General features: G+C 68.6%; 11 protein-coding genes and 2 pseudogenes. 8 read left to right on the forward strand and 5 right to left on the reverse strand.

The genetic code is table 11. From position 1 onward, the window contains the following. Window positions 1-72: 72 nt before the first annotated feature. Entirely contained in the window at window positions 73-1608 is a 1536-nt protein-coding gene (locus tag ACZ601_RS33950) for a S8 family peptidase (protein WP_469545100.1), read from the forward strand. 55 nt (window positions 1609-1663) lie between these two features. Here the strand turns inward: ACZ601_RS33950 and ACZ601_RS33955 are convergent, their stop codons facing one another. The 4 genes from ACZ601_RS33955 to ACZ601_RS33970 form a co-directional block, all read right to left on the reverse strand. Then, complete coding sequence (locus ACZ601_RS33955) at window positions 1664-2707, reverse strand: zinc-dependent alcohol dehydrogenase family protein (protein ID WP_469545102.1); 1044 nt, start codon at window positions 2705-2707, stop codon at window positions 1664-1666. A gap of 21 nt (window positions 2708-2728) precedes the next feature. After that, window positions 2729-3439, reverse strand: coding sequence for a lysoplasmalogenase (locus tag ACZ601_RS33960; RefSeq protein WP_469545103.1), 711 nt, complete (start codon window positions 3437-3439; stop codon window positions 2729-2731). Then, the gene (locus ACZ601_RS33965; RefSeq protein ID WP_469545105.1) at window positions 3436-4329 is read right to left on the reverse strand and encodes a sterol desaturase family protein; all 894 of its coding nucleotides are present in this window, start codon (window positions 4327-4329) and stop codon (window positions 3436-3438) included. Before ACZ601_RS33965 ends, ACZ601_RS33960 begins: the two co-directional genes overlap by 4 nt. 302 nt (window positions 4330-4631) lie before the next feature. Further along, window positions 4632-5431 (reverse strand): IS5 family transposase gene (locus tag ACZ601_RS33970; RefSeq protein WP_469545107.1). Its coding sequence is split into 2 segments (ribosomal slippage): window positions 4632-5105 and window positions 5108-5431, totalling 798 coding nucleotides; the frame shifts between segments, so codons are not numbered across the junction. Between the two features lie 139 nt (window positions 5432-5570). Between ACZ601_RS33970 and ACZ601_RS33975 the strand changes: the two are divergent. Beyond that, a pseudogene (locus ACZ601_RS33975) lies at window positions 5571-6636 on the forward strand (IS630 family transposase). 407 nt (window positions 6637-7043) lie between these two features. Further along, window positions 7044-7418: a hypothetical protein gene (locus tag ACZ601_RS33980; protein ID WP_469545285.1), complete on the forward strand. Its 375-nt coding sequence runs from the start codon at window positions 7044-7046 to the stop codon at window positions 7416-7418. 174 nt (window positions 7419-7592) lie between these two features. Here ACZ601_RS33980 and ACZ601_RS33985 read toward each other — a convergent pair. Then, a pseudogene (locus ACZ601_RS33985) lies at window positions 7593-7763 on the reverse strand (YnfA family protein); the annotation flags it as partial. A gap of 673 nt (window positions 7764-8436) precedes the next feature. Here ACZ601_RS33985 and ACZ601_RS33990 point away from each other — a divergent pair. From ACZ601_RS33990 to ACZ601_RS34010, 5 genes are all read left to right on the forward strand, one after another. After that, window positions 8437-8634, forward strand: coding sequence for a hypothetical protein (locus ACZ601_RS33990; protein ID WP_469545108.1), 198 nt, complete (start codon window positions 8437-8439; stop codon window positions 8632-8634). A gap of 29 nt (window positions 8635-8663) precedes the next feature. Continuing rightward, entirely contained in the window at window positions 8664-10247 is a 1584-nt protein-coding gene (locus ACZ601_RS33995; protein ID WP_469545110.1) for an AMP-binding protein, read from the forward strand. Between the two features lie 404 nt (window positions 10248-10651). Next, window positions 10652-10978 (forward strand): thioredoxin family protein, encoded by a 327-nt coding sequence (locus tag ACZ601_RS34000; RefSeq protein WP_469545112.1) that lies wholly within the window; start codon window positions 10652-10654, stop codon window positions 10976-10978. 763 nt (window positions 10979-11741) lie between these two features. Continuing rightward, on the forward strand, window positions 11742-12194 hold the full coding sequence (locus ACZ601_RS34005) for a hypothetical protein (protein WP_469545114.1): 453 nt from the start codon (window positions 11742-11744) through the stop codon (window positions 12192-12194). Window positions 12195-12485: 291 nt separating this feature from the next. Continuing rightward, the gene (locus ACZ601_RS34010) at window positions 12486-14378 is read left to right on the forward strand and encodes an alkyl/aryl-sulfatase (protein WP_469545115.1); all 1893 of its coding nucleotides are present in this window, start codon (window positions 12486-12488) and stop codon (window positions 14376-14378) included. Window positions 14379-14459 lie beyond the last annotated feature (81 nt).

Genomic DNA, 14459 nt, shown 5'->3' on the forward strand with positions numbered 1-14459 from the left:
GCTTCACTGGTCATGTACGCGACTGGACACACCCCGTGTCCGGTCGACCGGCACGGATGATGTGGAGACCCCATGGCTCATCTGAGATCCGGACGGACGCGCGCACTGGCGCTGCCCGTCGGATTGGCCCTCACCGTCTCGCTCGGCTTCCTGCCGACGGGTTCCGCTTCCGCTTCGGCGGTGGACGGCCGGACCGCGGCGGCGGTACCGGCGGACGGACCGAAGCTGTCGTACGTGGTGAACACGCGGGGCGGTCCCGGCACCGTCAAGCAGGTGCGCAAGGCGGTGGAGCGGGCCGGCGGCACGGTGGTGATCGCCTACGACCGGATCGGCGTCCTCGTCGTCCACTCGCAGAACCCGGACTTCGCGCAGTCCGTACGCAGGGTCAGGGGCGTGGATTCGGCGGGCGCCACCCGCACCAACCCGATCGTCCCGCAGGCCACCAAGGACATCGGGGTCGAGCAGCCGCTCACCGCCGAGCAGGAGCGGACCGCCGCGGCGCGGGCGACGGCGGACCAGGACCCGATGGAGCCGTTGCAGTGGGACCTGCCGGCCATCAAGGCGGACAGGGCGCACCAGAAGTCACTGGGCAGCCGGAAGGTCACGGTCGCGGTCATCGACACGGGGGTCGACGACACCCATCCGGACCTCGCGCCCAACTTCGACCGGTCCGCCTCCGCGAACTGTGCGACCGGCGCGCCGGACACCACCCCCGGCTCCTGGCGGCCGAAGGCGGGTGAGAGCCCGCACGGCACCCATGTCGCGGGCACCATAGCCGCGGCGAAGAACGGCATCGGGGTGACGGGTGTCGCGCCGGGGGTGAGGGTCGCCGGTATCAAGGTGGCGAACCCGGACGGCTACTTCTACACCGAGTCCGTCGTCTGCGGCTTCATGTGGGCGGCGGACCACGGTGTCGACGTCACCAACAACAGCTATTACACCGACCCCTGGATGTACAACTGCAAGGACGACCCGGACCAGGGCGCGCTGGTCGAGGCGGTCGCCCGTGCCACCCGGTACGCGGAGAGCAGGGGCACGGTCAACGTCGCCGCGTCGGGCAACTCGGCCGAGGACCTGGCGGCCGACACGATCGAGGACTCGGGCAGCCCGAACGACGGCGACACCTCCACCCGGACGATCGACCCGAAGAAGTGCTTCGACATCCCGACGATGCTGCCGGGTGTCGTGACGGTCTCGGCGACGGGCGCGAAGGGCCTGAAGGCCTCGTACTCGAACTACGGGAACGGGGTCATCGACGTGGCCGCGCCGGGCGGCGACTCGACGGCCTACCAGCCGCCGGAGCTCCCCGCGACGAACGGTCTGATCCTGTCCACGCTGCCGGACGGCAAGTACGGCTACATGGCCGGTACGTCGATGGCCTCCCCGCACGTGGCGGGCGTGGTGGCCCTGATCAAGTCCAGGCACCCGTACGCCTCCGCGTTCGCGGTGAAGGCGCTGCTGACGGCGGAGGCCGACGCCACGGCGTGCGGCGCCCCGTACGACATCGACGGTGACGGCACCGTCGACGCGGTCTGCGAGGGCGGCAAGAACCGCAACGGCTTCTACGGGGCCGGTGTGGTGGACGCCCTGGACGCGGTCCGCTGGTAGCGGGTCCGGTGCGGGGGCCGGCGATCGCACCGGCCCCCGCACCGGCCTCACCGGCTCACGGCTTGATGAGGACCTTCAACGCCGTGCGCTCGTCCATCGCCTTGTAGCCGGCCGGTACGTCGTCGAGGCCGATGGCGAGGTCGAAGACGGGCGAGGGGTCGATGGCGCCGGACAGGACGTCGGGGAGCAGCTCCGGTATGTAGCCGCGCACGGGGGCGACCCCGCCGCGCAGGGCGATGTTCCGGTCGAACATGACGCCGAGGTCCAGTCCGGTGCCGCTGCCGTGCGGTACGCCGACGTAGCCGACCGAGCCGCCGTCGCGGGTGATCTCCACGGCCGTGCGCATGGACTGCTCGGTGCCGACGGCCTCGATGACCGCCTGGGCGCCCTCGCCGCCGAGCAGTTCCCGTACGGCGGCGACGGCGGCCTCGCCGCGCTCCGCGACGACGTCGGTGGCGCCGAAGGTGCGGGCGATGTCGGTGCGGGCGGTGTGGCGGCCGAGCGCGATGATCCGCTCGGCGCCAAGCCGCTTGGCGGCCATGACCCCGCACAGGCCGACGGCTCCGTCACCGACGACGGCGACCGTGGAGCCGGGCTTCACCCCGGCGCCGACCGCCGCGTGGTGGCCGGTGCCGAGGACGTCGGAGAGGGCCAGCAGCGCGGTGAGCAGGCGGTCGTCGGAGGCCGCGGCGGCCGGCAGCTTGACCAGGGTGCCGTCGGCGAACGGGACGCGTACGGCCTCGCCCTGCCCGCCGTCGGAGCCGACCGAACCCCAGAACCCGCCCTGCGGGCAGGAGGTGGTCAGTCCCTCCGCGCAGTAGGCGCAGGTGCCGTCGGACCAGACGAAGGGGGCGACGACCAGGTCGCCCACGGCGAAGCCGTTGACGCCGGAACCGGCCTCCTCGACGATCCCGAGGAACTCGTGGCCGATGCGCTGACCTGGCTTGCGGGCGGACTCACCTCGGTAGGCCCACAGGTCGCTGCCGCAGATGCAGGCCCGCAGGACCCGCAGCACCACATCGGTGGGCTGCTGGATCGCCGGGTCCGGGACCTCCTGCACGCGGATGTCGTGGGGGGCGTGGATGACGGTGGCGCGCATGCGTGGGGGTCCTTGCTGATCTCAGATGCCGGTACGCCGTCCACGGTACGCCCAGGTCCCGGCGCCCGGCCGTCGAGCACCCGGGGCCAGCGCTCCCAGGGTCAGCAGCAGCTGGGCCGCCACATAGGTGAGCATGACCCAGAAGCCGGGGGCGGGCAGCTGCGGCCGGTCCGCGATGCCGGTGGCGATCAGGGCGTCGGAGAGCAGGAAGAGCGCACCGCCAACCGCCGCACACCGGCCGAGCACGCCGGACCGGCAGGCCATGGCCGTGAGCAGCAGGCTGTAGCCGGTCAGCGGCAACCGCAGTCCGGCCGGCAGCCCGTCCCAGATCAGGGCGAGGAAGGCGGCCAGGACGACCGCGTAGACGACTGCGGGCAGCAGCGCGCCGCGGGCCCGTCCGAAGAGCCTGAGGTAGCAGAGGTGTCCGGCCGCGAAGCCGCCCATCCCGATGAGGAAGGCGGCATCGGCGTCGGCCAGCAGGAACGTGTCGCCCACCCAGCCGCAGAGCAGTGCGGCGATCAGCGGCCGGGGCCCGCGCCGGGCGGCGGCGTACCCGGCCAGCAGCGGCATCAGCAGCGGCTTGGCGATGAGGTGCGCGGGGCCGCCGCCGGCGAGGACCGCGACGAGGTCGGCGGCGCTGACGGCGAGGAAGGCGGCCAGCAGGGGGCGGACGAGCCGCTCCCGCCGGTCCGGGAACGGCGCGGCGTTCGTCAGCGGCCCGGCGGCGCTCATCCGGTGGTTTCCGGCGCGGGAACGGCCGCGGCCGCCTTGCCGCCGCGCACGGCCGCCCCGGCGGGCTGCCAGCCGGGCCCCCGGAAGACGCGTCCGGCCCGCTCACCCCAGCTGCCCGCGGCACGCACGTCGCGGGCGATGGCGGCGTACTCGTGGGTGGCGACCCGCAGCGGGTTGAACGTGTCGATGTTCTTGGTGAGCCCGAACACGGGCCGCTCCGTCTCCGCCGCGAAGGAGCCGAACCAGCGGTCCCACACGATCAGGATGCCGCCGAAGTTCCGGTCCAGGTAGCCACCCTGGGAGGCGTGGTGCACCCGGTGGTGGGAGGGGGTGTTCAGCACGTACTCGAAGGGCCTGGGCAGCTTGTCGACACGTTCGGTGTGCACCCAGAACTGGTAGACGAGGTTGGCCGAGGAGCAGAAGGCGAGCGCCGCCGGGTGGACACCGCAGGCGATGAGCGGGAGGTAGAACGGCCAGGAGGTCAGCGAGGTCCAGGGCTGGCGCAGCGCGGTGGAGAGGTTGAACTTCCGGCTGGAGTGGTGGACCACGTGACAGGCCCAGAGGATCCGGATGACGTGATGGCCCCGGTGCGACCAGTAGTAGAGGAAGTCCTGCCCGAGCAGCATCAGCGGGACGGTCCACCACAGGACGGGCACGCGCAGCGGCGTCAGCTCGTACACCGCCGTGTAGACGGCGACGATGGGCACCTTCCACAGCAGGTCGAAGACCAGGCTGCCCAGCCCCATGGTGATGCTGGTGGCGGCGTCTTTCGCCTCGTATCCGGCGGCCTCCTCGTCGGGGTGGAAGTGGTGGAGCGCCATTTCCAGGACGGTGAGCAGGACGAAGGCCGGTATGGACCAGAGCACTACATCGGGCAGGTTCGTCGGCATGTCAGCACCGTAGAGCCGCAGGTCGGCCCGCGAACAGACGCTGTTACCAACAAGTATGCGAGACATGGTGTCAGCAATCTTTGGTGACTTCTGACAGCACGGCCGTCGTACGATCCCTCCACCAGGGTCCGACAGGGGGAGGAACTGCGGTGGCGGGCATGGAAGTTGCGCTGGTCCGGCTGGCGACGACGGTGCTCGGCACGGTGGCCAAGTCACTCCTCGCGCCGAAGCCCGGCGCGGGACTGATCCCGGACCCGGTGCGCCCTATCCGCCCCTGATCCGCCGGACAGGCCTTACAGCGGCTAACCAAATGAGTTGATCTGTCGGTGGGTGATCAGGCAGCAGGCGATTTTGAGGAAGGCTTCGTGGATGTCGGCTCGGCGTTCCCAGCGGATGCGGAGGCGTTTGAAGCCGTGGAGCCAGGCGAAGCTGCGTTCGACGACCCAGCGGTAGGTGCCGTGGAGGGTGCCGCGGCGGGCGATGGCCGGCACGATCCGGCGTTGGCGGACCTGGTTGCGGTAGATGTCGTGGTCGTATCCGCGGTCGGCGAAGAGGGAGTCGGGCTTGCGCCTTGGGTGACCGACCCTGCCTCTGACCGGCGGGATGGCGTCGATCAGAGGCAGCAACTGGGTGACGTCGTTGCGGTTGCCGCCCGTGAGGATCACGGCGAGCGGAGTGCCGTGGCCGTCCGTGATCAGGTGGTGTTTCGATCCGGATCGGGCACGGTCGACCGGACTCGGTCCCGTGTGGTTCCCCCTTTTACGGCCCGCAGGTGGCTGGAATCGACGACGGCCCGCGACCAGCCGAGACGGGCCGCCACGTTCAGCTCGGCCAGCAGCACTTCGTGCAAGCGCTGCCAGACACCGGCCTCGTTCCAGTCCCGCAGCCGACGCCAGCACGTCATGCCCGACCCGAAGCCCAACTCCTTCGGCAGGAATTCCCATTGAATGCCCGTGTGGAGCACGAAGAGGATGCCGCACAGCACCTGCCGGTCCGGCAGCGGCATCCGGCCCGGGTGCCGAAACCGACGCTCCTTGCGCGGCAGCAGCGGCTCTATCCGCTCCCACAAGTCATCCGACACGATCCACGGTGAAGTCCCCATGCCCGGACACGCCCAACTCCTGACACAGACACCGCCACCAGGGCCCAGTCGCTTCATTGTGTTAGCCGTTGTTACTGAGATTGAACTCGTGAAGTCATAGGGGCTGACGGTTGGTGCCCACCCGCGGTATCACCGGAGGATGAGGTATCCACAGGGTGGCGGGTTGACTGCTGAACGGCACTGCAAGCGCGCGGAGTTACGGCTTCAGGCGGCTGAGCGGTTTGCCCGGGGCGAGGGCAGTTCAGCGATCGCCAGGGATCTGCGGGTCAGCGTCCGGTCGGTGCAGAGATGGCGTCAGGCATGGGCCGAGAGCGGGCCGCGATCCCTGAGATCGCAGGGGCCTGCATCGCTGCCGAGACTCAGCGAGAAGCAGTTCGCTCAGCTGGAATCGGAGCTGGCCAAGGGGCCGGCCGCGCACGGCTGGGAGGACCAGCGCTGGACTCTGAGCCGTGTGAAGACGGTGATCGGACGGCGCTTCCACCTCAATTACACGATCCAGGGCGTACGCAAGCTGTTGGTGCGGAACGGCTGGTCCTGCCAGGTTCCGGCCCGTCGTGCCATGGAGCGCGATGACGACGCGCTGGCTGGGTGGGTCAAGGAGGTGTGGCCCCGCGCGGAAGACTAGCGGCGGCTCGTGGAGCCTGGCTGGTCTTCGAGGACAAAGCCGGCTTCTCCATGACGCCGTCGCATGCCAAGACCTGGTCCCAGCGCGGCCGGACCCCGGTGGTGCGGGTCCGCGGCCGCTCTCGCAGACGGATATCGATCGCCGCGCTGACCTGCTACAAACCCGGCCACCGATCCCGGCTGATCTACCGTCCCCGCCGGGACGACGGCCGCGCGACGGGCGCAAGAGCTTCTCCTGGCGCGACTACCGGGACCTTCTGCTCGCAGCCCACCAACAGCTCGGCGGCCCGATCGTCCTCATCTGGGACAACCTCAACGTGCACAAAGCCGCAGGTCTACGGGAGTTCGCCGCCTCCCGGGACTGGCTGACCATCCTCTACCTGCCTGCATACGCACCCGACCTCAACCCAGTCGAAGGCACCTGGTCCCTGCTACGTCGCGGCTGGCTCTCCAACGTCGCCTTCTCCACGCCAGAGCACCTCATCCGCACCCTCCGGAGCGGCCTACGGCACATCCAGTACCGCAGCAACCTCATCGACGGCTGCCTCACCGAGACCGGCCTGACCATCAAATCCGCATGACGACACCACGAGTTAAATCTCAGCAGAACCGGGCCTCAGCCTGCAACGTAGGAACGCCACCCGGTCGCCCGGGATTCACTGGCCAGTGGACGGAGCGGATCCAGATGCAGCCAGGGCCGACCTGCAACTGTGCGCTGTCACGAGTGTTGCTCTTCCGCGAGGGAAGCACCGAGACCGCCTCCCGTCGGGCATTGGGGGAAAATGCTTCTACCTCTCACCCAGTCAAAGCTGCGCGATGTGATACAGAAGTTCTCTGATTCCCCGCTTCGGCATAGAACCGGGTGGAAGGTTCACCGAATTACGAGCCGAACGATCGAATTCCGGCTGCGCGATACGGGTACTGGCGGTCGTGAGTCACTACAGCCTCAGGGCGGGTAGTCGTGGATGTCAACGGGGGATTTCTAGAAGTGATCGCCGACATCAGCCTCTGGCCGAGGGGCGGCCCGCTGGCCTGGTTGACTGTCCAGCTGGCGTTCCTTCGATTGGTTCCGGCCGTAGCTGATGTGCTGCTTTCCGCTGCCGTCGCTGCCGTAACCGGTCCTGTCACGCCGCTGCCGCCGCCCGTCGAGATTCATCTGTCGAACGAAAAGTTCGCGGGAGAAGTGGTACGCATTGAAAAGTCCATCGATCTTTCCCCGCTGGGATCTCGCACAGGTAGTAACCGCTCTACTCTCGGGCGAGCCGGGGAAGTCGTGGATGAGACTTTGATCAAGGACGGTGACTGGACACCAGCGGTGCTCGACGCGCTCACCACGATGACCATGGACTGGGGCTACGCGTAGCCGTCGGCCTGGAAGACCGAATCCGGCCGTCCGCGACAAGGCTGGGTCAAAAATACGCTTCGTAGCAGACCGCAATGGCCTCCCGCCCTTCGGCACTTGCCAGCGTGTGAACGGCGCCGAAGTCTGCTGGTATGTCCGGCTATCAGAAGCTGCGGAATAGTGAACGAGTGAGTCGCCACGCGGGGCATACATGATCACGGCATTTCCTGCGAGACAGACGAGGGCACCGAAACGGTCGGGACGATATCCGTCAGCGATGATGACCCAGGCGATTGAGCCGGCACCGAAGGTCCCACCGTATGCGGCGAGGATGTGCCCAAAGTTGTCATCGCTTCGGAAGGGCGCGTTCTTGGACGAGTCCGAGCGGATCCCGCTGCCCGGGGTGGTGCGCGAGGAGTGGAGCAAGGCAGTGGTGGACGAGCTCGGCCAGCCGATGCGACACCATGCTGAAGTTGGCCACGGCTGGCGGCGTGGACATCGCTCGCAGGCACGGCGAGCCGTGGATCAAGGTCTCGCCGGTGAGGCACCATCGCCCTGATCGACATCCTCAGGGAGGCCGAGTTCGCGACCGGGCTCACCTGGGAGCCTGCCTCAGTCGCCACGGAGTGACGGTCCCGAATAAGTATGTCGATCACGCTGCGTTCTCGATCTCAGCATGAATCGCCTGGCGCCCCTCGAACTTCCCGGGCTGTCGCACCGGGCCGTGCGCGTCTTCGTGGCCTGGCCGAGTTCGGCCTGATCGGGTCTGTACCGGCGCCATGCCACGCGGAATGGTCATGAGGTTGCTCCGGGCTCAGTGGCGGCCGCTGCTCTGGAGGCGGTCCGGCGATGCAACGGGGCAGCATGGGTTCCCGTAGCAATCCCGGCTGTCGCGGCCGTGCCGGCCGCGGCTACACGGGCTCGGCACAATCTCCAGCGTCTACACCGTCGGAACCCTCACCTTCAGCTGACAGCCCGGCAGCAAGGTTCTCCGAGCCCTTTTGGAAGAAGGGAACCCGGCCTTGAAGGCAGGACCTTCATGCGTCCTCAGCTCCATACCTGCACCGTCGCCGTCACCTCCTTACCCTCGGCCGGACTCCTCGGCATCGCCCAGGACGCCCACGCCGCGGAACCCGCCGACCTCACCGCGACTGCCACGATCTCGGGCACCGTCCCCGACCCCACTGCCGCGAACAACACCGGCACGGCCGTGACCGCCCTGATCATCACCCACTGACCAGAGATTCCCACCGGAGGCCCACCACCGTGTCCACCCCGATTTCCCCGTTCCGCAACTACGTCGAGATCATCCTCGACGGCCTGGCCGCCGAACCCGACCAGGAAATCCTCGTGTACGGCGACCGCCGCCTCGGCGCGGACGCGTTCCGTTCCCTGGTCTACCGGCTAGCCCGCGCCCTCGCAGAGCGCGGCGTCGGCCCCGGCCGCACCGTGACGATGCTGTGCGGGAACCTGCCCGAGACGGTGGCCGTGCGCTACGCCGTCAACCTGCTTGGCGCGCACTTCAACCACCTGTACAACCGGCTCGCTGCCGACGTGCAGGCGCTGATGATGGCCGACGTCGAGACGTACGCGTTCGTCGTCGACCCGCATCTGGCCGGTCGTGCCGCCGAACTCCTGCACTCGGTCGCCCCGGTGGAGCAGGTCTTGGTCCTCGGTGAAGCCCCCGCCAGCGCCTGCACCTCGGATGGCACCAGGACAGCAGCCTTGGGCGAGGACCTGCTCGCACTCGCCGCCAAGCAGCCTGGCGATTCGCTGCCGAGCGCCGCACGCCCGGACGACCTGTGCTTCATCCGGCACTCAGGCGGAACCACCGGACATCCCAAGGGCGTACGATCCACCTTCGCCCGGATGCAGGACGGCATCGTACGCACGCAGCAGCTGTTCACCGGGACGGGAAGGCGGGATCTGGTGTGCACACCCCTGTCGCATGCCGCCGGGTTCATCGCGGACGCCACCCTGGCCTCCGGTGGCACCGTCGTGCTGCACTACGCCTTCGACCCGGCCGAGATCCTCGCGACGATCGCCCGCGAGCGCATCACCAATACGATGCTGCTGCCCCCGCTGCTCTACCAGGTTCTGGACCACCCCGACGCAGCACGCACCGACACCTCCAGCCTCCAGCAGATCACCTACGGCGGCACCCCCTCCTCACCCGCCCGGATCGCCGAAGCCGTACGCATGCTGGGCCCGGTCCTGCAACAGGGGTACGGGCAGTTCGAAGCCGGCGCGGTCAGCGTGCTGCCCGCCGCCGAACACGACCCAGACCGCCCCAACATCCTGCGCACCGCCGGGCGTTTGGTGCCGGGTGTCGAGGTCGAGATCCGCGACACCAGCGGCCTGGTACTGCCCGCCGGAGAGGTCGGGGAGATCTGCGTGCGCTCCGAGGCCGTGTTCGAGGGCTACTGGAAGAACCCCGAACTCACCGGTGAGGTCCTGCGCGACGGCTGGGTCCTCACCGGCGACCTCGGCTCGCTCGACGAGGACGGCTATCTCAGCGTCGTCGACCGGATCAAGGACATGATCGCGGTGGTCGGCGGCCACGTGTACACCGTCGAGCTGGAGGACTTCCTCAACACCCACCCCGCCGTCCGGCAGTCCGCCGTCTACGGCGTGAAGGGCCACGGCGGCCACGAACGCATCCACGCCACCGTGGTCACCGTCCCCGACGGCACCGTCACCGCAGACGAACTCCAGGCGTGGGTACGGGAGGGGCGGGGCGCGATGTACGAACCCGACCACCTCACGTTCACCGCCGCACTGCCCCTGACGGATGCAGGCAAACCCGACAAGAAGCTCCTGCGGGCTGCCGCGGCGGACGAGCGGAGCTGAACGCGGTCGCATGGCCAGCGGGCACGGCCTCGTGCGGCAGCTTTCGACCCGGGAGCCGACGCGACCGTGCCCCCGCGGCAGTCAGCATGGGGGCGCGTGTACGCCTCGTCCGTAGGTGCCGGGCTCCGCCAGGAATACGCGTGCGGTCCTGCCACGTGCCCCTCGGCTCTGTGCATGGCGTCGCGAAGGCAGCCGGTTGGAGTGATCCGGGCCAAGGACTGCAGAGCAGGCCGAGTTGCGGCACCTGAATTGGCCGCAGGGCTGCCCGATCGCGGCGTTGTCCGGCCCGTGCCCGGGGTAGAGAGAGTTGGTGGCCGCCCGGCCGCGGTGCGCACCGCTGGCCGGTGGCCGCGCATCACCTTCCGACGTGCCCCTGACGGGGCTGTGGATCCATGGAGGTAGTGATGGCAAGCAAGACGATCGAGCTCTCCGACGACACGTTCCAGGCGGCGGTGCTGAAGGCGCCGCTGCCGGTGCTGGTGCACTTCTCGGCCGAGTGGGCCGGTCCGAGCAAGATGATGGTCCCGGTCCTGGACGAGCTAGCCGCCGACTACGACGGTCGGCTCACCATCGGCGATCTCGACATCGACCGGAATCCCGCCACGCCCCCGCACTACGATCTACAGGCCGTGCCGACCCTGCTGCTGTTCAAGGACGGTGCAGTGATCGCAAAGAAGGTCGGCCCGCAGTCCAAGGGCCAGATGGTGGAGTTCCTCGACGCCCACCTGTGACACCCTCGCCGGCTCCGTCACCTCCACGTCCACCTCGAACACGGGTCAGACCAATAGCCTGTCGCTCAACTTCAACACCACCATCGCTGGAGCCGTGTATGCCTCGGTGCTCACCGGAGTCGTGGCTGGCGGCCTGTTCGCTGGCGACACCGTGATCGGCAACCAAAGCGGGCCGGCCACCGACGTACTGCGGTGCAACGCCGGGCTCGGCGGCATGTCCAGCATCTACACCGTCGGCACCCTTACCTTCTCCTGACCACGGCGCACGCTGAACTTGTCCGGCGGGGGCTGCGAGATCCGGTCAAGGATCTCGCAGCCCCCGCCAGCCGTCGGCTTCTCCTCCTTCCGACGGAGACAGCGGGTGCCCGATGATCGGCTCGCCGCCGGCTGGAGATGTCCGGGTGATGTTGGGGTGCGCGCCCCACGCCTTAAGCAGCCCTTCGCCCACCCGTCCTTCGGTCGGGTCGCGGCTCAATGCCACGCGCGCCTAACGCCCCGCTCAGTCCCCGCCACCTGCGTCCGGATCGTACGCACGGCCGATTATGGCGGCTCACGAATTGCTCTCTCACATTGCAAGAGCGCGTCCTCAGCCGCGCACTGGTCAATTCGCGCCTACCTGGCCGGAGGCTGGCACAGATGCGCTCATCACGGGCAGGCGCTGGTCTGTTCCAACGCGTCAGTGCGGCTGGCCGAGTGAATCTGAGATGCACGAGGACTGCGGTGACGCCGTGGCAAGACAGTGGACGGGACGAAGGAGAAGCGTATGAGTGTCATTGTCAGGCGCCTGGGCGATGCCATGCCGCCGGGCTTCGCCGAGTTCGCCGAGTTCTTCGGCAGCTGGGAGAGCGAGTTCTGGCCGTACCGGAAGGACGAGGTCAAAAACGACTACAACTCCATCGTCTTCGGTGGGACCTCGGCCAGCGACCAGCTGCAGATCATGCAGCAGCCGGAGTTTCGACTGCTGCACAACCTCCTCCCGGCCGGCACCTCGGCGGTGACCGCGTTCTGCCAGATCTACTCGCTGAAATACCGGCAGCAGATGCAGACGACAGGCATCTCCGGCCTCTACACGATCAAGTTCACACTGTGGCCGTACGTCTCCGCCCAGCCACTGGGATCCAACTCGGCCGACTTCGAGTACAAGGTCTACAACAGCGACAAGGGGACGGTGCCCGTCACCGTCGCGCTCCCGCCCCTCACCCTGATGCCGTACTAGACGACCCAGCCCCATTTGCCGTTCAGGCGGGCGGAACCCGCCTGAACGGCGGCTCTCTCGTCGTCCCGGTCCGGACGGCGCCGGATCGCTCAGCGTACGCGGGACGCTGGCGGCCGTGAGCTGGTTGATCCGAACCGCTAGCGGCTGTCTCGCGGCCCCCTCCGGTCCGCCGCGCGAGATACCCCTTTTTGTCTTGAAAGTGGTTATTGACACAGTTTGCGATTTTCGTGAATCTGAATCCGGTTCTCGCCGGAGGGCTTTCGTCAACGGAGACGACAGATAGGTACCGATATGACTTCTTCGTCCAAGCCCGCTCAGCCGTTCATCGTCCAGCAGCAGGCCGCGCTGCGGCAGCGTCTGCCGTTCGCGGACCGGCAAGACTTCGAGGACGCTGCGCGAGGGCTGATCGCCCGCCGCGAGCCGAACGCGGTCAGCCGCACGGACGGGCGCCCGGTCTGGGACAACGACACCTATGCCTTCCTGGAGGGTGAGGCCCCCGACACGGTCAACCCGAGCCTGTGGCGCCAGTCGCAGCTCGTCTCGCAGCAAGGTCTGTTCGAGGTCGTGGAGGGCATCTACCAAGTGCGCGGCCTGGACCTGTCGAACGTCACGTTCGTCGAGGGCACTACTGGGATCGTCGTGATCGACCCGCTGCTGTCCACGGAGACCGCCTCGGCCGCGCTCGCCCTCTACCGGGAGCACCGCGGTGAGCGCCCGGTCTCCGGGGTCGTGTACACGCACTCCCATGTCGACCACTTCGCGGGGGTGAAGGGGGTCACCACGCAGGAGGACGTCGACGCGGGCCGGGTCCCGGTGCTGGCCCCGGAGGGGTTCACCGAGCACGCGGTGGCGGAGAACGTGTACGCGGGCACCGCGATGGCCCGCCGTGCCGCCTACATGTACGGGGCGGCGCTCGCCCGCGGTCCGCAGGGGCAGGTCGGCGCCGGTCTGGGGCAGACCACCGCGACGGGCACGGTGAGCCTCATCGCGCCGACCGTGGAGATCACCACGACCGGGCAGGAGGAGACCGTCGACGGGGTCCGGATGGTCTTCCAGATGGCGCCGGACACCGAGGCCCCCTCGGAGATGCTCATCCACTTCCCCGACCTGCGGGCCCTGTGCACGGCCGAGGACGCCACCCACACCCTCCACAACCTGCTCACCCTGCGGGGCGCCGTCGTGCGGGACCCGCACAACTGGTCGCAGTACCTCACCGAGAGCATCGACCTGTTCGGGGAGACCACGGACGTCGCGTTCGCCTCGCACCACTGGCCGACCTGGGGCGCGGAGCGCGTCCGGCACTTCTTGACCGTCCAGCGCGACCTCTACGGCTACCTCCACGACCAGACCCTGCGGCTGATCAACAAGGGCTGGACAGGCCCGGAGATCGCCGAACACCTCCAGCTGCCGCCCGCGTTGGAGAAGGAGTGGTCCACCCGGGGCTACTACGGGTCGGTCAGCCACAACCTCAAGGCGATCTACCAGCGCTACATGGGCTGGTTCGACGGCAACCCCGCCCACCTGTGGCAGCACACCCCGACCGAGGCCGGGAAGCGGTACGTGGAATGCATGGGCGGCGCCGACGCCGTGGCCACCCTGGCGAGGGCCTCGTTCGAGGCCGGCGACCTGCGCTGGGCCGCCGAACTCCTCAACCACGTCGTCTTCGCCCAGCCCGACCACACGGGCGCCCGAGACCTGCTCGCCGACACCTACGAACAGCTCGGCTACGGCGCGGAGAACGGCACCTGGCGCAACTTCTACCTCTCCGGCACCACCGAACTGCGCGAGGGCCAGTTCGGCACCCCGACCGTGACCGCCTCCGCCGACATCATCGCCAACCTCAGCCCGGGTCTCCTGTTCGACGCCCTCGCCGTCCAGATCAACGGACCCGAAGCCTGGGACGAACACCTCGCCCTCGACATCGTCCTCACCGACACGCAGCAGACCTACCGGCTCACCCTCACCAACGGCGTCCTCACCCACACCACCGCTCCCCAGCAGGACCCCGCCGAACTCACCCTGACCACCACCACCCGCCAACTTCCCGCCCTCGCCCTGGGCAATCTCACCCCGGACGCCCTCGCCGAAGCCGGCATCCAGAGCGACGGCGACACCACCGCCCTCGACCGCCTCGCCGATGTCCTCGACCCCGGCGACCCGGACTTCCCCATCGTCACCCCCTGACCCCACCACCGGCCGCCCCCGTGAACCAGGGGCAGAACCGTGCCCGCAGCGGTCACCACTACCAGCCACCCCGTACCGAAA

It is taken from the genome of Streptomyces sp. NPDC104307 (assembly GCF_055584045.1).

Excerpts from the sequence above, each read along its gene's own strand:
- ACZ601_RS33950 (WP_469545100.1), top strand. The coding sequence starts at position 73 with ATGGCTCATCTGAGATCCGGACGGACGCGCGCACTGGCGCTGCCCGTC.
- ACZ601_RS33955 (WP_469545102.1), bottom strand. The coding sequence starts at position 2,707 with ATGCGCGCCACCGTCATCCACGCCCCCCACGACATCCGCGTGCAGGAG.
- ACZ601_RS33960 (WP_469545103.1), bottom strand. The coding sequence starts at position 3,439 with ATGAGCGCCGCCGGGCCGCTGACGAACGCCGCGCCGTTCCCGGACCGG.
- ACZ601_RS33965 (WP_469545105.1), bottom strand. The coding sequence starts at position 4,329 with ATGCCGACGAACCTGCCCGATGTAGTGCTCTGGTCCATACCGGCCTTC.
- ACZ601_RS33990 (WP_469545108.1), top strand. The coding sequence starts at position 8,437 with ATGCGTCCTCAGCTCCATACCTGCACCGTCGCCGTCACCTCCTTACCC.
- ACZ601_RS34000 (WP_469545112.1), top strand. The coding sequence starts at position 10,652 with ATGGCAAGCAAGACGATCGAGCTCTCCGACGACACGTTCCAGGCGGCG.
- ACZ601_RS34005 (WP_469545114.1), top strand. The coding sequence starts at position 11,742 with ATGAGTGTCATTGTCAGGCGCCTGGGCGATGCCATGCCGCCGGGCTTC.
- ACZ601_RS34010 (WP_469545115.1), top strand. The coding sequence starts at position 12,486 with ATGACTTCTTCGTCCAAGCCCGCTCAGCCGTTCATCGTCCAGCAGCAG.